Origin of the sequence: Pararobbsia silviterrae, from assembly GCF_003628125.1 — a bacterium.
GTDB lineage: Bacteria > Pseudomonadota > Gammaproteobacteria > Burkholderiales > Burkholderiaceae > Pararobbsia > Pararobbsia silviterrae.
The window spans coordinates 68,997-91,339 of sequence record NZ_RBZU01000010.1; the positions used below are offsets into that span (position 1 = coordinate 68,997).

The following is a 22,343-nucleotide window of genomic DNA, read 5'->3' on the forward strand; positions in this document are numbered from 1 at the left end:
GCTTGCGATGAGGATCGCCACTACCGACGTCGCTCGACTCATGCCGTTCTCTCCGGATATGCGTGCCGGGTCAGTGTACCAAGCGCAGTTCCATATGTCGGACGAGCCCCCCGATGCGCACATTACGGTGAATCACGACGGCGCATCAGAGGCGGCGCATCAGAGCCCGCCATCGCGCGCGATTACTGCCATTGTCCGTTCGGAAGCCGGCCGTGATAGGGCGTATCGCGGCAGTGTCCCCACGGACCCGGCCAATATCCGGGCGGGCAAGTCATCGGCGCGACGGCCGGCGTCGAATAGATGACCGGCTGCGGCGCGACGTAAACGGGCGCCGAATAGCGGCAATGTCCCCACGGACCGCGCCAGCCGTATGGGCCGCAGCCCTGAGCCGCATAAGCGGAACCGATAGCGAGCGCGGCGCACGCGAGCACTGCGCATTTCAAAGCCGAACGAAGCGAGATCATGATGTCCTGTCCTTTTGGTCGTGTTGTCTTCATCGAGCACGTGTCGTGCTTCAGGACCTATCTTCGGCCTCGAAAATGAGCGCAGAGTGAGCAACGCGCGTATCGGGCTCCCGCTTAAGAGATACTTAAGTTCCGCACCGCGACAATCGAGGCAAACGGAGATTCGCATGCGACTCTTGCTCGTCGAAGATGACGCGATGATTGCCGAAAATACCCAGCAGGCCTTGCGCCATGCGGGCTACACGGTCGATTGGGCCAATACGGGCCGTGCCGCGGAGCTCTCGCTCGCGAACGGCGTCTACGATCTCGTGCTGCTCGATCTGGGCCTGCCGAACAAGGACGGTGTGACAGTGCTCGAACAATACCGGCAACGCGGCGGTCTCGCGCCCGTGCTCATCGTGACCGCGCGCGACGCCGTCGCCGACCGGATCCGCGGCCTCGATGCGGGCGCTGACGACTATCTCGTCAAGCCGTTCGATATCGACGAACTCGCGGCGCGCGTACGCGCGCTGCTGCGCCGCCGCACCGGCCAGACCAAGCCCGTCTATGCGCACGGACGTCTGCGTCTGGACCCCGCCGCGCACGAAGTCACGCTCGACGGCGCGCCGCTCGCGCTCGTGCCGCGCGAATTCGCGCTGCTTCAGGCGCTGATCGAAGAGCCCGCGCGTGTCTTCTCGAAGACGGAACTCGAAGAAAAACTCTATGGATGGGGTCAGGAAATCGGCAGCAACGCGATCGAGGTGTATGTGCACAGCCTGCGCCGCAAGCTCGGCACGGACCAGATCGTGACGATCCGGGGCGTCGGATACCGACTCGCGCGCGCCGCATGACCGGCCTGCAACCGACATCGACCGCGCAGCGCCCGCGCGGCGCACGGACGTACTCGATACGACGCTGGCTCGTGAGCTGGCTGCTGTTCGGCATCGTCGTTTTCAGTGCCATCGTCGGCCTTGCGATCTTCCGTACGACCCAGAAGGAAGCCGGCGAACTGTTCGACTACGAACTGCGCACCGTCGCGCTCTCACTGCCGCACGCCGTCTCGAACACGAACGCGGACGTCGCGCCGATCCAGAATTTCGGCGAAATCAGCGACGACCTGATCACGGTCCAGGCCTGGAACACGCACGGCACGCCTATCCTGCGCGAGCCCGCCGACGCACCGCTGCCGAAGCAACCGGCCGGCCTGCGCACGGTCGACTACCGCGACCAGCGCTGGCGCGTGTTCGCCGTCGAGCAGTCCGACCGTTTCGTCCAGGTCGCGCAGCCGGTCGAGGTCCGCGACGAACTCGCCTTGCGCCTCGCGGCGCGCACACTATGGCCGCTCGCGATTCTGCTGCCGGGCGCCATGGTGCTCGTGCTCGTCGTCGTCGGGCGGGGGCTGCGTCCCGCTGCGGCACTGTCCGTGCAGTTGGCGGCGCGCTCGGCCGATTCGCTCGACCCCGTCGAATTGCGTTCGGCCGTGCCTGTCGAATTACGCCCGCTCGTCGATGCGCTCAACGATCTGCTCATGCGTCTCGATGTCGCGCTCGCCCAGCAACGCACCTTCATCGCCGATGCGGCGCACGAATTGCGTTCGCCGCTGACCGCGCTCAAGCTGCAGCTCCAGGTCGGCGTGCGCGAAGGCAGCGTCCACGGGGACCCAGCCACGCTCGGGCGGCTCGAAGCGCGCCTGAATCGCACGATTCATCTCGTCGCGCAACTGCTCGCGCTCGCGCGCGAGGATGCTGCGGAAATCACGCCGATGAAACCGTTCGATGTCCATGCGCTCGCGGTCCGTGTGCTCACGGACGCATCGATCGTCGCGGAAGAGCGGCATATCGATATCGGCATCGATACGCCCTCCGTCGCGCCCGACGGCACCCCCTGGACCGTCGCCGGCAATGAAGACGCGCTCCGCCTGCTGCTCGACAATCTCGTCGACAACGCGATCCGCTACACGCAGCCGCATGGCCGCATCGATATCCGCCTGGGTCGCGACGAAGCAGGGATCTGGATCGAAGTCGTCGACAATGGCCCCGGCATCCCCGAGCTTGAACTCGAACGCGTCTTCGACCGTTTTTATCGAGGATCGGAGACGGCCGAACAGGGCTCGGGTCTGGGGCTCGCGATCGCGCGACAGGTCGCGAGCCGGCATCGCGCGGTGCTCGCGCTCGCGAACAACGCCGGGCGACGCGGACTGACGGCGCGCGTGACCGGGCTCGGCATCCCCTAGCGCCCTTTGGCGCTCGTGCCTTTCTTGCCCGCGCGCGCGGGCTCTTTCTTCGCGAGCACGCCTTCGTTTCGAAGTTGCTCCATCCACGACAGCGCGTCGACGTAACCGAGAAACCGCTGGACGTACTCGGGCGAGACTTCGCGCATCAGTAACAACGATCGATACACAAGCTTGTCCGTATTCAACGGCCCCGCGTTCTCGGGTACGTACGCCGGCAACTGACGCAGTTGGCTTTCGGTGTTGAGCCGCGACCAGATCTCCCGGAAGTATTCGAGCGCATCGAATGCATCATCGGCTGCCGCGGCCATGCCCGCATCGCCGAGCGTCACGCGTCGGCCCATCTCGTTCGCGCGCGCGACGAGATATTCGCCAAGCCGGTGAAGCTCGCCTTTCGGTACCGCCCGTCGTGCGCGCGCGGGTTCTCCGCTTGCGTCGGACGGATCGGTCTGCTCGATGTCGAGCGCATACGCGTCGATGCGCACGGCCAAGCGTGCATCGAGCGCCGCGCGCGCAGCGCCCGCATAGCGCGCCGTACGACGCGCAAGCGCTTCGATCGCATGAAACCGCACGGGATCGATACGATCCGCGCCGCTTTCACGCCACGCGGCGAGTGTCGCCTCGGCCTGCGCGACGATCGCGCCGCTATCCATGCTGTGCCCCGTTCGAGGCCGAAGGGCGCGGCACCGGCGCGATCTCGACGCGCCGGTTCTTCGCGCGTCCCTCGGCGTCGTCGTTCGAACTCACAGGCTGTTCGGATCCGAAGGCCGCCGCGAAGACCGACGGCGCGGGCACACCGTCGTCAATCAACGCGCGCGTGACCGTCAGCGCCCGCTGCGCCGATAACTCCCAGTTATCGGCAAAACGGCGGTTGTTCGAACGCACCTGCTGATCGTCGGCGAAGCCGCTGACCATGAGAATCTCGTCGCGCGCGTTCAGATAGTCGGCCAGCGGCTTCGCGAGCGTCTTGAGCAACGCGACGCCCTCGGGCTGCAATTGATCGGAGTTCAACGCAAACAGCACATTGCCGCTGATCCCGATGCGCCCGTTGACGAGCGTCACGCGGCCCGAGGCGAGCGGACCCGCGAGCGCGCGTTCGAGCGACTCGCGGCGTTGCGTCTCGATCTGCCGTTGCCGCACTTCCTGTTCGAGCTTCGTCGAAAGCTGAAGCTGCACGCCGACGACGCTCACGAGTATCAACACGAACGCGCCGAGCAGAATCGACATCAGATCGCCGAACGCGGCCCAGACGGGCGTCGTCGGCTCGATGCCGCCGTCGATCTCCTCGCTCATGCCGCCGGCGCTCCGGCCGGTGCGCGCGCGCCCGCGAGCGCTTGCATCTCTTCGATGATCTGCTTCTGCGACATCATGCAGAGCTCGATGACCTCGCGCGCCTGCGCCACGTAATACGCGAGCTGTTCGTCGCTGCGCGCGATGGATTTCTCAAGCGCGCCTTCGATGCGTTCGAGCTGCGCGACGAGCTTGTCGTTCGACGCGCCGAACTGCTGGACCGCCGAACCGAATGCGTCGCCCAGGCTCGCGACTTCGACCGCGCTGCCCGTGACATCCGCGGCGGCCCGGTCGAGCTTCGCCGATTCGCTTTCGAGCGTGCCCGACAGCGCGTGCTCGACGTGATCGACCGTCTCGGAGAACGCAGTGCGCGCGTGCTCGGTGTGCTCCGCGAATGCGGCGCCGACATGGTCGACCTTGTCCGCGAACGCCGCGCCGACGTGATCGATCTTGTCGGCGAAGGTCACACCGACGTGATCGACCTTGTCCGAGAACATCGCGCCGACCCGATCGACCTTGTCCGCGAATGCCGCGCCCGCGCCGTCGATCTTCTCGGTGAATGCGTTGCCGACGCGATCGAGCAGATCGGCCGACGTCGAGACGAGCGTGTCGACGGCCGCGCGCTGCTCGGTCGATGCGACGTTCACGGCATCGAGCAAGGTTTCGACCGTATGCAGCAGGCGCGCACGTTCGTCGAGCATCGCCGTATCGCGGACCATGCTCTCGGAGAGCTTCTCGCGCATTTCCGCGATGATGTCGGCGGCCGCGCGCGGCGCCTCCGATGCGGTTTGCACGAGGCGTCCGATCTCGGCGATCGTCTCGCGCGCATGCGTCCGGGTTTGCGTCGTGATCGCCTGCGCGGTCTGTTCGAGCGCGGCGCAGATCGCATGCTGACGCGTCTCGGCGCGCACGCCGAGCTGGTCCCACTGGGCGGACAACCGCTCGACGCTCGCATCAAGCGTCTCGCGCCACGCGCTCAGACGCTGGGCCTCGTTCGATGCGAGATCCGCATGCCACTTTGCATGCGACTCGCGCACGCCGCCTTCGAGCGCTTGCGCGCGTTGCTCGAACGCCGTCGCGGCCATCGCCAATGCGAGTTCATTGCGCGTCGCGAGCGCGTCATTCGCCTGCGCCTGTTGCGACAGCGTCTCGCCCCACGTGCGCGACAGGCTGTCCGCGGTCGCTTCGAGCCGCGCCGACACGCCGTCGAGCAAGCCTGCCGTGCGCGTTTCGAGCTGTTGACCGAGCCCGTCGAGCGATGCCTGCATCTGCGTCGCGAGCGCCTGGCTCGACGCCTGATGCTCGGCAAGCGCCGATTGCCAGGTCTGTGCGACCGTCGAGGTCGCCGTGTCGAATCCGGTCGAGAACCCGTCGAGCTGCGTTTGCACGGCACGCGTGACCGTCTCGCGCATCGCGGCGGTCTCGCGCGCGAGACCGGCCATCGTCGCTTCGACCACCGGCTGCAAACCCGCGCCGACGACGCGCGCGTTTTCCGCGAGACTCTGCTTCAACGCGTGTTCGACCGACGAAGCGAGCCGCACGTACGCGGTCTCGATCTTTTCATGCAGCGCGTGCTGGTTCGCGAGTTGCCGCTCGTCGAGCGCCGCGCCGCGCCGCTCGATCGCTTCGATCGTCGACTGCAGCCGGTCCGCGAGGGCCGGCATCCACTCGGCCTGACGGCGCATGAGTTCGAACGATTGCTCGCGCCGGTGCGCGAGCGTGTGGACGCGCAGTGTCGTCACGATCTTCGCGTCGAGCTGCTGCGCAGCCACCGTGCGCTCGCGGCGACACAGCGCCGAGAGCAGGCCGAGCATCGCCGACGAGGCGACGCCCGCGATCGATGTGCCGAACGCGAAGCCGAGCCCATTGACGGGCGCGGCGAGCGACGCGCGGATCGCCTGGAGATCGGTCGCGCTATCGAGCGCGATGCCGGTCCCGCGCAAGGTCGCGACCATGCCGAGCAGCGTGCCGAGCATGCCGAGCAAGACGAGCAAGCCGACGAGATAAGGCGTCAGCGCGGGTCCGGGCAACACCGCGCGCTCGCCTTCGACGCGCAAGCGCACGGCGCCGCGCAACGACACAGGCAGTTGCGCGAGCCATTGACCGAAGTCGGGCGGCGTATCGGACAGGCCGTCCACCGCGCGCTCGAGCGCGTGCGTCGCGTCGTCGTAACGCTTGAGTTCGACAGCGCCGGCCAGATAGCAGGCGGCGATGACCGCGGTCACGACCGAGGCCAGCGGATTCGACGTCGCATAGCCGACCGCGACCCACAACAACGCGGCAAGTCCCGCGATAAAAACGACGAGATGAATTCGATATCTGGACATGGTGCCCCAGCTAACGCGTACGAAGAGCGGCAAGCAACCCTTCGAGCGGTTGAAAACGAATGGCGAGCTCGGCCAGCAAAGCGCTCTGCATGTCCTGGCGGAAGACGTCGAGCCACGCCCCGGGCGTGGGTTTCGCCGCGTCGCTCAAGGCATGCGGATCGGACAGTGCGTCGTGCTCGGCACGCTGCAAGCGTTTGAAATGCCCCTCGAGCACCGTCGGCACCGCGCCGAACAGGCTGCGTTCACGCTCGCCGAACGCGCGGTCCATCGTGAGATCGAGCGCCGCGAGCCGTGCCGACGACTCCGAGCACGTCGCGAGACGTCGGCGCAGGCGATCGCGCAACTCGGCGATCTTCGCCTCCATATGCTGCTGCATCGAGACGTAGTGTTGCCGGATCACGCCGAAGTCGATCGGCGCATCGGTCGAAACGGACGGCGCGCGCGACGCCGCACGTGCGAAAGCCGGCGTGGGCGTGGAGACGCCGCGTCCGAACATGTCGAACACGCGATCGTCGGCGATCGCGCGCGCCAGCGACGCGCGGACCTCGGCGCACGCCGCGTCCTGCGCATCGTGCGCGGCGGACTGTCCGGCTGCGCGCGCGCGGCTCGCAGCCGCGGGCGGCGCGCCGTCGAGCGCGTTCGACAGGGCGATCGCATCCGTCCAGCTCAGCCATTCGCTGAGCCGTTCGAACACGGACTGGCCGGACTCGTGAACCTCGGCGGACGCAATGCGCGCCAATAAGCGCACGAGCGCGGGACCGCTGAAAACAGTGCGCGATGACGCTTGCACGGGGAATTCAAACGCGAAAACCCGATAGTGTACACGGCGCGCGCGCCGGTCCCGGCTTCACCATGAATACCGCGCACCGAGATCGCCTTGAACCCCTTGCCGGCGCCCGCCGTCGGTCGCCCCGACCGCATATTGGTAGCCGGCCTGCATATAGAGATCGAAGCGCGTGCCGAACTTGACGGTCAGGCCGCCCGCGAATTCGAGGCGCGTCGCGTCCTGCAGCAAGGGCACCGAATCGATGTCGAACATCGTGTCCGCATTGCCCGCCCAGTCGTGCCAGAGATTCACGCGCGCATACGGCTGCCAGATCCGGCCGTCGTCCTCGTCGATCGTCCAGCGGCCTCGCACGCCGACGCGTCCGGTCGCACCCGTCGTCGTACCGAGATCGACCGAACCGTAGGCGTCGCTGCTCGTACTGAAGTTGACCCGTTGCCAGATGATCTGGGCCTGCGGTTCGAGCACGAATCCGGGACCGAGCGGCAGCGGAATCGGATAGCCGGCTTCGAGCGACGTCGCGACACCGTTGCCCGATACCGGCAGCGTCGTCGACGTGCTCGACGCATCGCCGTTGTAATACGTGCCCTGAAGCACGGCGTCGAGGTACCAGCCGGTCGGACCGTAGTGCGTCCAGTAGAGACCGCCCGAATACGCATCGAGATGCATGCTGCCGGTCTGCGTGGCCACGTAGCCTGTCGCAGCCGCGTTCGTCACATAACCGTTGACGTCGGCCTGCGCGTTTCCGTACGCGAAATACGCGCCCGCGACATCGTGATGGCCTTCCGCGAGGCTGCCGTGCCAGATATCGACGCCGGCCTGCACGCCGATGATCTGACCGGTCGCGCGCGGATCCGAAAACTGTTCGTACTGGTTGTCGATCTGCTGGCCGAACACGCGTCCCCAGCTCGACTTCAGCCATGGTTTGTCCTGCTGGTCGGTCTGGCTCTGGCCCTGAGCCTGCGCGTCGCCGACCGCCGCCAACGGGTCCGCGAGCGTATCGCCGATCCGTTCGTGAAGCGTACCGATCGTCATCAGGCCCATCTGCCTCGCGATCGGCTGCACGACGCCATAGGTCGCGATCTCCGGTCCGATGATCGGCTCGTCGACGCCGGGTCTCGAACCGCCCGGACGCACGACGGGCAGATCCTCTTCTTCGTCGGGAATGTCACCGGGGTCGGTCCCGCCGCCGCCTTCTTCCGCGCCGCCACCGCCTCCGGTGCTGCCGCCCCCACCGCCTCCCGTACTGCCTCCGCCACCGCCGCTCCCTCCGGTCTCGAAGCTCGACCGCAGGAACCAGTCCTCGGGGTCGGTGCCGTCGACGCCGCCGCGGAACAACCGGTAGTCGAACGCGCCTTCGCGCACGCGCCCGCTCAGCGAGAACGCATCGGCCGCGGTCGTGCCGCCGCTGACGGCATCGACGACGAGAATCCCGTTGCCGACCGTTTCAGCGCCGGGGCCCGTCGTGTTGTGGATCGTCAACGCGGTCGAACCGCTCGCCGCGCCGCCGTCGATGACGAGCATGTCCGACGGCGCGCCATCGGTTCCGAGAAACGTGTTGAGCGTGATGTTGCCGCTCGCGCCCGAATAGTCCTGCACGGTCAGCGTCTTGTAGCTCGCGAGCAGATCCGCGGAGCCGGTCGGCGCCGTCATGACGATCGAACTCGCGTTGTTCGCGAGCGTCGTCGCATTCGAGCTTCCGGTCATCGTCCACGTCGTCGCATCGGCGAGCGTGACGTCGTTCGTGCTACCCGTTCCGGTCGTGATGACGCCGCTGAGCGTTGACGCGCTCGCATCGAAGGTCGTCGTCGACGGCTGCGACGTCGTGAGCAGAATGCCGTTGTTGTCGGTGACGGTCGTGCCCGTCAGATTGATCGAGGCATCCGCGCCGGTCACGCGAAACGAATCGGCTGTCGAACTGACCGTCGTATCGGCCAGCGACAGCGTATTGAGCACACCCGCGTTCCCGTCGACGAGAAACCCGATCGACGACGCACCCGTCGCGGTCACCGAGCCGCCGGTGATCGTCATGGTGCCGCCGTTCTGCACATCGCCCGCGTTGGAGCCCGCGGCGTTGAGCTTGATCACGACGTCGGTCGCCGAGAGCACGGCCGCCTGCGCGGCCACGGCGACATCGCCGCCCTGGCCGTTCATCGTGACCGAGCCGCCGTTCAGGATGACCGTGCTGCCGCTCGTCGATTTGACGGCCGCGTCGCCGCCGGTCGCCGTCAGATTGATCGTCGAGTTCGTCGCCTCGAACGTGCTGCCGTTCTCGGCGAGCGCGCCCGTGATGCCGCCGCCCGTAGAGGTCAGCGTCAGATCGCTGTTCGTGAACAGAATCTCCGCGCCCTGATCGGCGTGAATGCCGTAGTCGCCGCCGCCCGTCGAGCCCGTGATCGTCGTCGTGTCCGCGATGATCTGACTACCGGTTCCTGTCGCATAGAGCGTCTGGCTGCCGCCGCCTTGCGCGATGCTGATGTTCGTCTCGTCGAGCATGATGACGCCGCCCGCCGACGCTTCGGCGACGATATTGCCGCTGCCCGGCATCGTGATCGTGAAATCGGTCGCGTCGACATGACTTCCCGCGCCGGTCGCCCAGAGACCGATCAGCCCCCCGCTGCCCGTATAGAGCTCCGCGAGCGACGAGGCGCCGGTCACCGAATCGACGCCGATCGAAATCGTGCCGCCGCCCGTCGATGTCACCGCATTGCCGTAAGGCACGAGGATCGTCACGCCGTTCGCGACGATGGGGCCGGTCGCCGAGTCCGTGATCCGCGCGACTTGCGTACTCGCGGGCACATCGCACGACGTCGTCGTGGCATTCGTATATTCGAATCCCGTGGCCACCGCGCCCGTCGATGCGCAATCCACCGCGAACGCCGACGAGACGCCGGTCAAGGTCGCGACGGAGACCGCCGCGCTGATCACCGTGCGCCTCGGCAGGCGAAGTCTGCGCGGCGACCGGCGCGATGCACGCGCCTCGTACGCGGTAGTGGAATCCATGGGTCCTCCGGATGCAGACACCGAGTCCCTGGATTCTTGGCTGGCTGTTTAGTCCGTCAAACTAATTTGTCACGAATAAAGCGCGCTTTCGTTCGCGCGCTCGACAAACCGGCAAAGGTATTTGAAAGGGACACATGGGCTCATGTCCCGGTATTTGGATACATGGCGTCGTCGGCCGGATCGACATCGATCTGTATGCGCAATTGTTGCAATGTGCGGACATCGAGCAGAATCGGATGTCGCGCAATCCGGCGCAAACGGACTCGAAGCGGCTCAAAGCGATTCGAAGCACGTCCGTCGGACGCGGCGGCGCCCGACGGACGCGTCTTCCGAGTGCGCGTCAGCGCGAACTCGTCACGACACCGGTCGACGTATCGAGGAACAGACGGCCGTTGCGCGGACCGCCATTGAAGTCGAACAGATCCATGATGCTGCCGGCCGTCGCGTCGAACGAACCGTCGCCGATCCGCTTGCCTTCGAGCCAGTTGTCTTCGATGAAGCGAATGACGGACGACTGCTCGATCGGTGTGTGATCGACGTAATTGCTCTTCGCCCACGGCGAGATCACGACGAACGGAATCCGCGTGCCCGGACCGCAGCGACCGTTGACCGGCGCGCCCTTGACGCCGTCGGCTTGCGTACCCGTGCCGCACTTGCCCGCGCCGTTGAGCTGATCGGCCTGCGAATCGAACGACGAGATGCGCGGCGACGTGTACTGATGGTCGTACCAGCCGTCCGAATCGTCCCACGCCAGAATCACGGCCGTGCTTTCCCATTCAGGCTGCTGCTGGAGGAAATTGACGACCGTCGTCACGAACGTCTGCTCGTCGAGCGGATCCGAATAGCCCGCGTGTCCGTCCTGGTAAGCCGGCGCCTTCAGGAAGCTCACCGCGGGGAAGTTGTGGGCCGACACCGCCGCGAAGAAATCGTCGGTATCGTATTCGTGATTCGCGGGCTCGGGCGTCTTGCCGTTTCTCTCGTAGCTCTGGCCGATCGCCTCGATCGAGCTCGGGCGCAGATGCTGCGGATTCGACGTCGACGTGTAGTACTGGAACCAGTTGTGGTGCGGCACGTAGTCGTTCGTCGCCGCGCCGACGACTGTCGAGAACGTCGACCGCGTGCACCCGGTCGTGCCGTTCGAGTTCGTCTTCGCCAGATTGAAGCCGCCCATGAATCCGCCCCACGAAATGCCCTTTTCATTGAGCAGATCACCGACGTTCTTGCTCGTCATGAGGCCTTGATTCGTCGTGCTCGAGCAGATGTCGTTGCCGGGGTCGACGTCGTTGATCAGCGTGAAGCCGCCGACGCCGTCGTTGATGTAGTACGACGACACGGCGAGGGTCGACGGTTGTTCAGTCGTCTTGAGCAACTGCAGACCGTTGGTCTGGCCCGACACGACGTTCAATGCGCCCGGCGTCGACGGACCGTACGACGACGTGTACGCGTTGTCGCTCATCGCGAAGTGCTGCGCGTAGTTCCACATCGCCGTCACGGTATTGCCGTCGAAATAGCCCATGACCTGGCCCGACGTGCCGAACGCGCCGGCGCCGCCGCTCGTTCCCGAACCCGTGTACTTCGGAAAGAGATCCATCTTGCCGTTGTCGTAGGCTTGCTGTTCGGGCGTATAGGCGTGATTCTGGTCCGCCGTCGCGGCCTGCGAGCGATCGAGCCGGAACGGATTCGCCGCGCCCGCGCCGTTCGCCGTATTCGTGAAGTTCGGGTTCTTCGTAAGGAGTGCGGGCGTCAGACCGTTGACGACCGGCGTACCGCGCGTTGCGCTAAAACGCGGTTCGCCCGGCGGATTCGTCGCGGTCGGATAGGTGCCGAAATAATGATCGAACGAAATGTTTTCGCCGTAAATAACCACGAGATGCTTGATCGGCGTAGCGGTGCGGGCTTCGCCGGGTCCGCCGAAGATCCACGGATTGAAGTTGTCGCTGGCCTGCGCATACAGGGCCACGACAAGTCCGGCGCACGACAGGGCTGCGAGTGCACGATGACGCATGGGGGGGACTCCGTCATTGTTGTCGACAAGAATGCGTAACCCGAGGCCATTGATGCCGTCGATGCGTGTTGTAGTGCAGGCGTCAGGGGAAGGGTAAATCCTCGAGTGAAACGCGCGCAAAACCATCGAGATTGGATCATCCACGAATGACAACTTCGGGTTACGAAGCTTTCGGCCGTGTCAGCTTTGTGGAAATGACGAGCGTGTCCGTTCGCGTCGAAATCACGTGCGCGCTCACGATCGACGTTGTGCAAATCGATATCTGAATCGAAGGTCGCGAACGGATATCGGCGACACGTGAATTGACACAGCGGCACGCACGCGCTGCGTAGAGGGGGCGTCAAGCGCGCCCCGGCATCGACGCGCCGGGGCATGACATCACGATCCGACGACGAGGCGGCGCATCGGCCGCCTCGCGCGTTTAAACGACGGCGAGCGCCTGATCGAGATCGGCGATCAGATCGTCGACATGCTCGATGCCGATCGAGAGCCGGATCGTTTCTTCGCTGACGCCGGCCTTCGCGAGTTCTTCGGCCGACAACTGCCGATGCGTCGTCGATGCCGGATGCGTCGCGAGCGACTTCGCATCGCCGATATTGACGAGGCGCGTAAACAGGCCCAGCGCGTCCTGGAATCGCGCGCCGCCGTCGCGGCCGCCTTCGACGCCGAACGTCAGGATGCCGGGCGCCTTGCCCGACAAATAGCGGCCGACGAGCGCGTGATCCGGATGATTCGGCAGGCTCGCATGCGAGACCCAGCGGACCTTCGGATGCGTGCTCAGATGCTGCGCGATGCGCGTCGCGTTTTCGCTGATCCGATCGACGCGCAGACCGACCGTTTCGATGCCCTGCAGCAGCAGGAACGCGTTGAACGGCGAAATCGCCGCACCCGTATTGCGCAGCGGCACGACGCGCGCGCGACCGATATACGCGGCCGGCCCAAGCGCTTCGGTGTACACAACGCCGTGATACGACACGTCAGGCTCGTTGAGCCGGCGGAAACGCGTCTTGTGTTCGGCCCACGGGAATTTGCCCGAGTCGACGATCGCGCCGCCGAGGCTCGTGCCGTGCCCGCCGAGATACTTGGTCAGCGAATGCACGACGATATCCGCGCCATGTTCGAACGGACGCAGCAGATACGGCGTCGGCACCGTGTTGTCCGCGATCAGCGGCACGCCGTGCCGATGCGCGATCTCGGCGATCGTCGCGATGTCCGTGATATTGCCGAGCGGATTGCCCACGGTCTCGACAAACACCGCCTTCGTACGCGCATCGATCCGCGATGCGAACGATGCCGGATCGCGCGGATCCGCAAAGCGCGTTTCGATGCCGAATTGCGGCAGCGTATGCGCGAACAAGTTATAGGTGCCACCGTAGAGCGTGCTCGACGACACGATGTTGTCGCCCGCTTCCGCGATCGTCTGGATCGCATACGTGACCGCGGCCTGCCCCGACGCGAGCGCGAGCGCGCCGATGCCGCCCTCGAGCGCGGCCACGCGTTGCTCAAGCACGTTCTGCGTCGGATTCATGATCCGCGTGTAGATATTGCCCTGGACCTTGAGGTCGAACAGATCCGCGCCGTGCTGCGTGTCGTCGAACGCGAATGCGACGGTCTGATAGATCGGCACGGCGGCGGCACGCGTGGTCGGGTCGGGGTCATACCCGCCGTGAACGGCGATGGTCTCGAACTTCCAGGGCGAAGCAGGGTTTTGCGGCATGAACGCGGTCTCCGGATTGTGATCGACGACGCCGATGAGGTCGGCTTGAAAGGACCCGACAGACGCCGCCGATGCGGCCCGACCGTCGAGGCTCGTCGAGTATATAAGAGGCGCATACCCTCGCCCTTCGCGTCTTTTGTCATATCGATATCCGCGCCGTGCGGCATGTCGGCGCTCGGCGCGAACGCGGGCTCGGTATCCGAGCCAGATGCATATCGATTTCGCAATTCGTTATTGGAGTCGGCGACACAGGCGTTTCTATACTTGGCACTCGAACCTTCCAAGTGCCAATGCAGTGCGTGCTCGATTCGGATATCGCGCGTCACGCATGGCCCCGAATCCTTTACTCCCTCGTTCACGGATTGCATTTATGAGCTTACGTCCCCTGCACGATCGCATCATCGTCAAGCGCCTCGATCAGGAAACCCGCACCGCGTCAGGCATCGTGCTGCCCGAAGGCGCCGCCGAAAAACCCGATCAGGGCGAAGTCATCGCCGTCGGTCCCGGCCGCCGCGATGACGGCGGCAACCGCATCGTGCCCGACGTCAAGGTCGGCGAGCGCGTGCTGTTCGGCAAATATGCGGGCCAGGCCGTCAAGGTCGACGGCTCGGAACTGCTCGTGCTGCGCGAAGAAGACGTCGTCGCCGTCGTCAATCTCTAATCCTTTTCCACCTTCAACGGACACCCTGAACCATGGCAGCCAAAGAAGTCATCTTTAGCGATTCGGCGCGCACGCGGCTCGTCGAAGGCGTCAATATTCTCGCGAATGCGGTCAAGGTCACGTTGGGCCCGAAGGGCCGTAACGTCGTGCTCGAACGCAGCTTCGGTTCGCCCGTCGTGACGAAGGACGGCGTCTCGGTCGCGAAGGAAATCGAACTCGCGGATCGTCTGCAGAACATCGGCGCGCAACTCGTCAAGGAAGTCGCGTCGAAGACGAGCGACGCCGCCGGCGACGGTACGACGACGGCCACGGTGCTCGCGCAAGCGATCGTGCGCGAAGGCCAGAAATACGTGGCGGCCGGCTTGAATCCGCTCGATCTCAAGCGCGGCATCGACAAGGCCGTGGTGGCCGCGGTCGAAGAACTCCGCAAGATCAGCAAGCCGACGACGACGAGCAAGGAAATCGCGCAAGTCGCGACGATTTCCGCGAACGGCGAGGAATCGATCGGTCAACGCATCGCCGAAGCGATCGATCGCGTCGGCAAGGAAGGCGTGATCACGGTCGAGGACGGCAAGTCGCTTGCCGATGAACTCGATGTCGTCGAAGGCATGCAGTTCGATCGCGGCTACCTGTCGCCGTATTTCATCAACAATCCCGACAAGCAGCTCGCGCTGCTCGATAACCCGTACGTGCTGTTGCACGACAAGAAGATCTCGAATATCCGCGATCTGTTGCCGGTGCTCGAACAAGTCGCGAAGGCGGGCCGCCCGCTGCTGATCATCGCCGAGGACGTCGAGGGCGAAGCGCTCGCGACGCTCGTCGTCAACAATATCCGCGGCATCCTCAAGACGACGGCCGTCAAGGCGCCGGGCTTCGGCGATCGCCGCAAGGCGCTCCTTGAGGACATCGCGATCCTCACGGGCGGTCAGGTCATCGCCGAGGAAACCGGGCTCACGCTCGAAAAGGCCACGCTCGCCGAACTCGGCCAGGCGCAACGCATCGAGATCGGCAAGGAAAATACGACGATCATCGACGGCGCGGGCGTCAAGGACAATATCGAGGCGCGCGTCAAACAGATCCGCCGCCAGATCGAGGAAGCGACGTCGGACTACGACCGTGAAAAGCTGCAGGAACGCGTGGCCAAGCTGGCCGGGGGCGTCGCGGTGATCAAGGTCGGCGGCGCGACCGAGATCGAGGTCAAGGAAAAGAAGGATCGCGTCGACGACGCGCTCCATGCGACGCGCGCGGCCGTCGAAGAAGGCATCGTGCCGGGCGGCGGCGTGGCCCTGCTGCGCGTCAAGCAAGCGATCGGCGAGGTGCGCGGCGCGAATCCGGATCAGGACGCCGGCGTCAAGATCGTGCTGCGCGCGCTCGAAGAACCGCTGCGTCAGATCGTCGCGAATGCGGGCGATGAAGCGAGCGTCGTCGTGGCCGAAGTGCTCAAGGGCAAGGGCAATTTCGGCTTCAACGCGGCGACCGGCGAATACGGCGATCTCGTCGAGAACGGCGTGCTCGATCCGACGAAGGTCACGCGCACCGCGCTGCAGAACGCGGCGTCGATCGCGGGCCTGCTGCTGACGACCGACGCGACGATCTACGAAGCGCCGAAGGATGCGGCCCCCGCGCCTGCAGCGCCGGGCGCGCATGGCCCCGGCGGCGGCGACTTCGGGTTTTAAGCGCTAAAAGGAGACTCGCGCGCTATTACGCTATGGCGTCGCCTTCAGCAAAGACTCGACCGAAGGCAGCAGACGTTCCGCCAGCTTCTGATAGCCCTCGGGCGTCAGATGCTGGCCGTCAGCCTGGCGCATGTCGCCAAGCCCGTGCGCGAGTTTCCCGTAGTACGCAAAGCCGAATTTGTTCGTTTCGTCTTCGAGCACACCCTCGTGACAATCCGAGTCGAGCGTGAGCACCGAAAAGTGATGCGATTGCATGAAGGTCAGCGCGGCATCGATGCCGTCGCGGAAATCCGCTTCGCTTGAGGCATGCCGCCTGCCGCAGTCGTTCGACCCCGGCTGGAAGACGACGACGCGCGTCGTGGCCGGCAGCGCCGAGCTCATACGGCGCACCATGTCCGCGACCGTATCGCCGCTCACGCCTTGATTCGCCACGGTCACATTGAAGCCGTCCTGCTTGAGCAGCGCTTCGAGACGGGCCGGAAAAGCCTCATTCGACGACACCCCCTTGCCCGCGGTCTGACTCGCACCGAACGCGACGATCTCGATCGGCGCCGTACTCGATTGCGGCGCACTGGCCTGCTGCGCATGCGTGCCACCGCACATGGCGAACGCAACCGCGATTAGACTTCCGATGACGCCTGTTCGAAACCGGGCAATACCGTGCATGGAAACCCCCGCGAGAATAGGTCAGCATGAGGCGTCGAACGTCGCGCCAGGATCCCGAGTCTTCGAATCGGCATCGTCGTCCGCCCCATGGATGAAGCCCATGCGGTCCGCGATGCGCGCTCAGGCGATCGAATCTCAAGATACGTGCGCGCGATTACGGTTCCCTTTCGAATCGATGCCGCATCGACGTCACGCCATCGCGTCGTTCGGCGGCACGCATTGAGGAGGTCTGTCACGCATGTCCAAGCCCGATGTATTCCGTATCGCGATCCTCGACGACTACCAGAACGTCGCGCTCGATCTCGCGGACTGGTCCTCGCTCCAAAGCCGCGCCGAGATCACGGTGTTCAACGACACGCTTGCCGATGCGGCGCAGGTCGTCGAACGCTTGCGCCCCTTCGATATCGTCTGCGTGATGCGCGAGCGTACGCCGCTCACGCGCGCGGTCATCGAGCAGTTACCCAAGCTCAAGCTCATCGCATCGACGGGGCCCGTCAATGCGTCGATCGATACCGAGGCGGCGGCCGAACGCGGCATCGAGATCGCGCATACCGGCTACGCGTCGACGCCGACGATCGAGTTCACGTGGGCGCTCTTGCTCTCGATGGCGCGCAATATTCCGCTCGAACATCAATCGTTGCGCGAAGGCGGATGGCAGGTGTCGCTCGGCACCGAACTCGCGGGCAAGACGCTGGGTCTGCTCGGGCTCGGGCATATCGGCTCCGCGGTCGGCGTGATCGGGCGCGCGTTCCGGATGAACGTCATCGCATGGAGCCAGAACCTGAGCGCCGAGCGCGCCGATTCGAAGGGCGTTCAACGTGTCGACAAGGACACCCTGTTCGCGACGTCCGACTTTCTGTCGATCCATCTGCGGCTCAGCGATCGGACGCGCGGCCTCGTCGGCGCCGCCGAGCTTGCGCGCATGAAGCCGACGAGCCGCCTGATCAATACGTCGCGCGCGCCGATCGTCGATCTATCGGCTTTGCTCGCCGCGCTCGACGATCAAGCGCTCGCGGGCGCCGCGCTCGATGTCTACGACGTCGAACCGCTCCCGTTGACCGACCGCATCCGCACGCATCCGCGCATCCTTGCGACGCCGCATATCGGCTACGTCACGCGCGAGATGTATCGGACGTTCTACGGGGACACGGTGCGCAATATCGGCGCGTGGCTCGATCGGCAGGCATAGCCCCAGGCCCGTCATCGGATCGGGCAGTCTTGGGCAGGATCCAGCGCGTTCAGGTACGTTCCGTCGAGGGACGACCGCCTACCGGCCCTCAAAGCGCGAAAGGGTCGAGCAGATCCGTGCCGCGATGGTGCGGCACGCGCACGGCGCAATCGAGACGTCGGACACGCGTCAGCACGGATACAGATAAGCAATCCAAGATTCGTTGGTTTATGTCGAACTTGCGCGTGTGCTGCAATCGAAATTCGATTGATCACAACGTTCGGTTCGAGCCGTGTCCACGCCCCCGCTTTCCTCATCGTCCGATCCGGCCGCCGCACCCGCGGCGCATGCCAATCGCATCGCCGCATGGCCCGATCCGCGCACCGTGCATCGCATTCGCGACGATCGCGAGGCCATCGAGCGCGCGCATGCGCTGGCCGCCGAATTTGCCGTACGCGCGTCCGCGCGCGATCGCGACCGCGTGCTGCCTTGGGATGAACTCGACCGATGGTCCCAAAGCGGGCTCGGCGCGGTCACCGTACCGCGCGAATACGGCGGCGCGGACGTCTCGCTTGCGACGCTTGCCGAGATGTTCGTGATCCTCTGCAAGGCGGATCCGGCCCTGGGGCAAATTCCGCAGAACCATTTCGGCGTGCTCGGCGTGCTGCGCGAAGCGGGCTCGGGCGAACAAAAACGCCGCCTTTACGGCGAAGTTCTGTCGGGCGCACGGCTCGGCAACGCGGGGCCCGAGCGCAAGTCGGCCACGAGTCCGACGATCGCCGACGGCACGACACGCCTCGTGCAGACCCCTGAAGGGCTGAGGCTGACCGGCCGCCGCTACTATTCGACGGGCGCTTTGTTCGCGCATCGCGTGCCGTGCCGCGCGATCGACGATGCCGGGCACGCCGTGCAGGTCTGGGCAAGGCGCGACGCCCCGGGATTGACCGTCATCGACGACTGGTCTTCGTTCGGCCAGAGAACGACCGCGAGCGGCAGCGTCGTGTTCGATGCGGTGCCGATCGATCCCGACGATGTGCTGCCGCTCTGGCGGCTCGCCGAACGGCCCGGACTCTGGGGTCCGACGTCGCAGTTGATTCAGGCCGCGATCGATCAGGGCATCGCGGAAGCCGCCGTCGAAGATACGATTACCTTCGTGCGCGACCACGCACGACCGTGGCTCGATTCGGGCGTCGCGCGCGCAACCGACGATCCCTACATCATCGCGGACATCGGCAAGCTCGAAATCCAGTTGCACACCGCGCGTGAAGTCCTCGACGAAGCGGGCCGCACGCTCGACGCGATCCGTTTGCATGCGATCGAAGGGCACGGCATCGACGCCGACGCGAGCGCCCGCGCTTCGGTTGCGGTCGCCGAAGCCAAAGTCTGGACCACGCGCGCCGCGCTCGATGCAACGGAAAAACTGTTCGAACTCGCGGGCTCGTCCGCGACGCGCGCCAAACACAATCTCGATCGCCATTGGCGTAATGCGCGCGTGCATACGCTGCATGACCCCGTGCGCTGGAAAGCGCACTTGATCGGCCACTACCATCTGAACCGCGTTTTCCCGAAGCGGCATTCGTGGAATTGATATGTCCGCCCTGCCCACCGCTCATTCGTCATCCGCACCGCCTTTGGAACACGCGGCCGTGCCGTCGCCCGATCCCGCTCCGCCCGTTCCTCACGCACCGACACGGATCCGCGACGACGCGCATGCACTCGACGTCGCACGCGAACTGGCCGCGCGTTTTGCGCCCGATGCCGTCGCACGCGACCGCGAACGGCGACTGCCCTGGGCCGAACTCGATCTGCTGAGCACGAGCGGCCTGCTCTCGATCACGGTCCCTCGCGAATACGGCGGCCCCGAAGTGTCGAGCGCAACGCTCGCGACCGTCATCGCGACGATCGCGGCCGCCGACGGCTCGCTCGGTCAGATTCCGCAAAATCACTTCTACGCGCTCGAAGTGCTGCGCGTGGGCGGCAGCGACGCACAAAAACGCTTCTTCTTCGAACGTGCGCTCGCAGGCGATCGCTTCGGCAATGCGCTCGCCGAGATCGGCCACAAGGACTTCAAGCGGCGCACGCGCCTCACGCGCGACGACAATCATTTCCGTATCGACGGAAGCAAGTTCTATTGCACGGGCGCGATTTTCGCGCACTGGATCCCGACGCTCGTCGTCGCCGACGAGGACGGGCGCGACGTCACGTATCTTGCGATCGTGCCGCGCCAATCGGACGGCCTTGCGATCGTCGACGATTGGGACGGCTTCGGACAGCGCGTGACGGGCAGCGGCTCGATCACATTCGATCATGTGTATACGGATGCGGCACATATCGTTCCGTTTCTCGCATCGTTCGAACGACCGACAACGATCGGCCCCGTCGCGCAGATCATGCACGCGGCCATCGATCTCGGCATCGGTCAAGGCGCGTTCGACGCGACGCTGCCGTTCGTGCGTGATCACGCGCGACCGTGGATCGATTCGGGGCTCACGCACGCGAGCGACGATCCGCTGACGATCCGGCAGGTCGGAGAGATCGCGGTTCAGCTGCGCGGCGCGTGGGCGCTATTGCGCCGGGCCGGGCGCATTGTCGACGCCGCGAAACAGACGATGACCGCAGAGACCGTCGCGGCCGCATCGATCGCGGTCGCCGAAGCGCGCGCGCTGACGACGACGGCTTCGCTCGAGGCGGCGAATGCGCTCTTCGAACTCTGCGGCACGAGCGCAACACTCGACGGTCTCGGACTCGACCGTTTCTGGCGCAATGCACGCACGCATACGCTGCACGACCCGGTCCGGTGGAAATACCACGCGATCGGCAACTTCTATCTGAACGACGTATTGCCACCCCGGCACGGAGCGCTCTGAATGGCGCACAAACCCATCCTGCTCAACGCGTTCAACATGAATTGCGTCGGGCATATCAATCACGGGCTCTGGACGCATCCGCGCGACCGCTCGGTCGACTATCGCACGATCGAGTATTGGACCGAGCAAGCGCGCATTCTCGAACGCGGCTTGTTCGACGGGTTCTTTCTCGCGGACATCGTCGGCGTCTACGACATCTATGCGCGCAATGTCGATCTGACCTTGCGCGAGTCGATCCAGCTTCCCGTCAACGATCCGCTGATGCTGATCTCGGCGATGGCCGCCGTCACGCGGCATCTCGGTTTCGGCGTGACGGTGAACCTCACGTATGAAGCGCCGTATCTGCTCGCGCGACGCTTCTCGACGCTCGATCATCTGACGCGCGGCCGCATCGGCTGGAACATCGTCACGGGCTACCTCGACAGCGCGGCGCGTGCGATGGGTCTCGACGAACAGATCGCGCATGACGAACGCTACGATCGCGCCGACGAGTATCTCGACGTGCTCTACAAGCTATGGGAAGGCAGTTGGGAAGACGATGCCGTGCTTCGCGATCGCGGCGCGCGCGTGTTTGCCGATCCCGCGAAAGTCCATCGTGTTCGGCACCACGGCCGCTATTACAAGGTCGACGGTTACCACTTGTCGGAGCCGTCGCCGCAACGCACGCCGGTGCTGTTTCAGGCCGGGAGTTCGGGACGCGGACAACGGTTCGCGGCACAGCACGCCGAGTGCGTGTTCATCTCGCCGCCGAATCGCGAGACCGGACGCAAGACGGTGGCCGCGTTGCGCCAGGCGCTCGTCGACGCGGGCCGACGTCCCGACGACGTCAAGGTCTTCGTCGGCGCGGCCGTCGTCACGGGGCGCACCGACGCCGAAGCCCGCGAGAAATATGCGGACTATCGCGCCCATGCGAGCCGCGAAGCGGGCCTGGCCCATTTCGCGGCGAGCACGGGTGTCGACTTCACGCAGTACGACCTCGATGCGCCAATCGATTACACGCCCGGCAACGCGATCGAGTCGGCGACGCGCACCGCCGCGCAACACGGCTGGACGCGTCGCAAGCTGCTCGAGATGTTCGAACTGGGCGGACGCTATCCCGCGATCGTCGGCGACGCATCGCACGTGGCGGACGAACTGCAGGCATGGGTCGAAGAGACAGGCGTGGACGGATTCAATCTGAGCCGGACCGTCGTGCCCGAGAGTTACGAGGACTTCGTCGATCTCGTCGTGCCGGAGCTTCAGCATCGCGGCGTCTACAAGACCGAGTACGCCGAAGGAAGTTTGCGGCACCGCTTGTTCGGCAATGGGGATCGCTTGCCCGAGCGGCATACGGCCGCGACGTATCGGCGCATGCATGAACGCGTGGAGAGCGGGACTTGAGGGCGGCGGCTTTAGGGCTTAAGGCTAAGAGCCAAGGGGCTTAACGTCTTCGAGACTTAGGCACTCAACGGCTTGTTGACGTAAAGACTTAACGATCCTCAAAGCAAAACGGCGCGCGACCCGAAA

The 22,343-nt window shown here is 65.2% G+C and carries 17 protein-coding genes; 8 read left to right on the plus strand and 9 right to left on the minus strand.

Annotated features, from left to right (window positions below; all coding sequences use genetic code 11):
* Window positions 1–182 precede the first annotated feature (182 nt).
* A complete protein-coding gene (locus D7S86_RS20120) occupies window positions 183–464 on the minus strand; it encodes a GCG_CRPN prefix-to-repeats domain-containing protein (RefSeq protein WP_121088654.1) in 282 nt (93 codons plus the stop codon).
* A gap of 167 nt (window positions 465–631) precedes the next feature.
* Between D7S86_RS20120 and D7S86_RS20125 the strand changes: the two genes are divergently transcribed.
* Window positions 632–1,294: a response regulator gene (locus D7S86_RS20125; protein WP_121088655.1), complete on the plus strand. Its 663-nt coding sequence runs from the start codon at window positions 632–634 to the stop codon at window positions 1,292–1,294.
* Entirely contained in the window at window positions 1,291–2,676 is a 1,386-nt protein-coding gene (locus D7S86_RS20130; RefSeq protein ID WP_121088656.1) for a sensor histidine kinase, read from the plus strand. The genes D7S86_RS20125 and D7S86_RS20130 overlap by 4 nt, the downstream gene beginning before the upstream one ends.
* Here the strand turns inward: D7S86_RS20130 and D7S86_RS20135 are convergent.
* The 7 genes from D7S86_RS20135 to D7S86_RS20165 all read right to left on the minus strand — a co-directional run bounded on the left by D7S86_RS20135 (window position 2,673) and on the right by D7S86_RS20165 (window position 13,799).
* Entirely contained in the window at window positions 2,673–3,326 is a 654-nt protein-coding gene (locus D7S86_RS20135; protein WP_121088657.1) for a DUF2894 domain-containing protein, read from the minus strand. The two genes, D7S86_RS20130 and D7S86_RS20135, sit on opposite strands and share 4 nt — an antisense overlap.
* Window positions 3,319–3,966 (minus strand): OmpA family protein, encoded by a 648-nt coding sequence (locus D7S86_RS20140; protein WP_121088658.1) that lies wholly within the window; start codon window positions 3,964–3,966, stop codon window positions 3,319–3,321. Before D7S86_RS20140 ends, D7S86_RS20135 begins: the two co-directional genes overlap by 8 nt.
* Window positions 3,963–6,290, minus strand: coding sequence for a DUF802 domain-containing protein (locus tag D7S86_RS20145; RefSeq protein ID WP_121088659.1), 2,328 nt, complete (start codon window positions 6,288–6,290; stop codon window positions 3,963–3,965). Before D7S86_RS20145 ends, D7S86_RS20140 begins: the two co-directional genes overlap by 4 nt.
* 10 nt (window positions 6,291–6,300) lie before the next feature.
* Entirely contained in the window at window positions 6,301–7,080 is a 780-nt protein-coding gene (locus D7S86_RS20150; RefSeq protein ID WP_121088660.1) for a DUF3348 domain-containing protein, read from the minus strand.
* Window positions 7,081–7,137: 57 nt separating this feature from the next.
* Window positions 7,138–10,077, minus strand: coding sequence for an autotransporter family protein (locus tag D7S86_RS20155; RefSeq protein WP_121088661.1), 2,940 nt, complete (start codon window positions 10,075–10,077; stop codon window positions 7,138–7,140).
* 340 nt (window positions 10,078–10,417) lie between these two features.
* On the minus strand, window positions 10,418–12,082 hold the full coding sequence (locus tag D7S86_RS20160) for a phospholipase C (protein ID WP_121088662.1): 1,665 nt from the start codon (window positions 12,080–12,082) through the stop codon (window positions 10,418–10,420).
* Window positions 12,083–12,503: 421 nt separating this feature from the next.
* Entirely contained in the window at window positions 12,504–13,799 is a 1,296-nt protein-coding gene (locus D7S86_RS20165) for an O-acetylhomoserine aminocarboxypropyltransferase/cysteine synthase family protein (protein ID WP_121088663.1), read from the minus strand.
* Window positions 13,800–14,169: 370 nt separating this feature from the next.
* Here D7S86_RS20165 and D7S86_RS20170 point away from each other — a divergent pair, with 370 nt between their 5' ends.
* Window positions 14,170–14,460: a co-chaperone GroES gene (locus D7S86_RS20170; protein ID WP_121088664.1), complete on the plus strand. Its 291-nt coding sequence runs from the start codon at window positions 14,170–14,172 to the stop codon at window positions 14,458–14,460.
* Window positions 14,461–14,492: 32 nt separating this feature from the next.
* Window positions 14,493–16,136: a chaperonin GroEL gene (gene groL, locus D7S86_RS20175; protein ID WP_121088665.1), complete on the plus strand. Its 1,644-nt coding sequence runs from the start codon at window positions 14,493–14,495 to the stop codon at window positions 16,134–16,136.
* 30 nt (window positions 16,137–16,166) lie between these two features.
* On the opposite strand, the gene D7S86_RS20180 is transcribed toward groL, so the two are convergent.
* Entirely contained in the window at window positions 16,167–16,739 is a 573-nt protein-coding gene (locus D7S86_RS20180) for an SGNH/GDSL hydrolase family protein (RefSeq protein WP_158602040.1), read from the minus strand.
* Between the two features lie 301 nt (window positions 16,740–17,040).
* Between D7S86_RS20180 and D7S86_RS20185 the strand changes: the two genes are divergently transcribed.
* The 4 genes from D7S86_RS20185 to D7S86_RS20200 all read left to right on the plus strand — a co-directional run bounded on the left by D7S86_RS20185 (window position 17,041) and on the right by D7S86_RS20200 (window position 22,217).
* Window positions 17,041–17,991, plus strand: a complete 951-nt coding sequence (locus D7S86_RS20185) for a D-2-hydroxyacid dehydrogenase family protein (RefSeq protein ID WP_121088667.1) — start codon at window positions 17,041–17,043, stop codon at window positions 17,989–17,991.
* A 271-nt stretch (window positions 17,992–18,262) separates the two neighbouring features.
* Window positions 18,263–19,558 carry an SfnB family sulfur acquisition oxidoreductase gene (locus tag D7S86_RS20190; protein ID WP_420813270.1) on the plus strand — a complete coding sequence of 432 codons (1,296 nt, stop codon included), beginning with the start codon at window positions 18,263–18,265 and terminating at the stop codon, window positions 19,556–19,558.
* A 1-nt stretch (window position 19,559) separates the two neighbouring features.
* Complete coding sequence (locus D7S86_RS20195) at window positions 19,560–20,837, plus strand: SfnB family sulfur acquisition oxidoreductase (protein WP_121088668.1); 1,278 nt, start codon at window positions 19,560–19,562, stop codon at window positions 20,835–20,837.
* Entirely contained in the window at window positions 20,838–22,217 is a 1,380-nt protein-coding gene (locus tag D7S86_RS20200) for an LLM class flavin-dependent oxidoreductase (RefSeq protein ID WP_121088669.1), read from the plus strand.
* Window positions 22,218–22,343 lie beyond the last annotated feature (126 nt).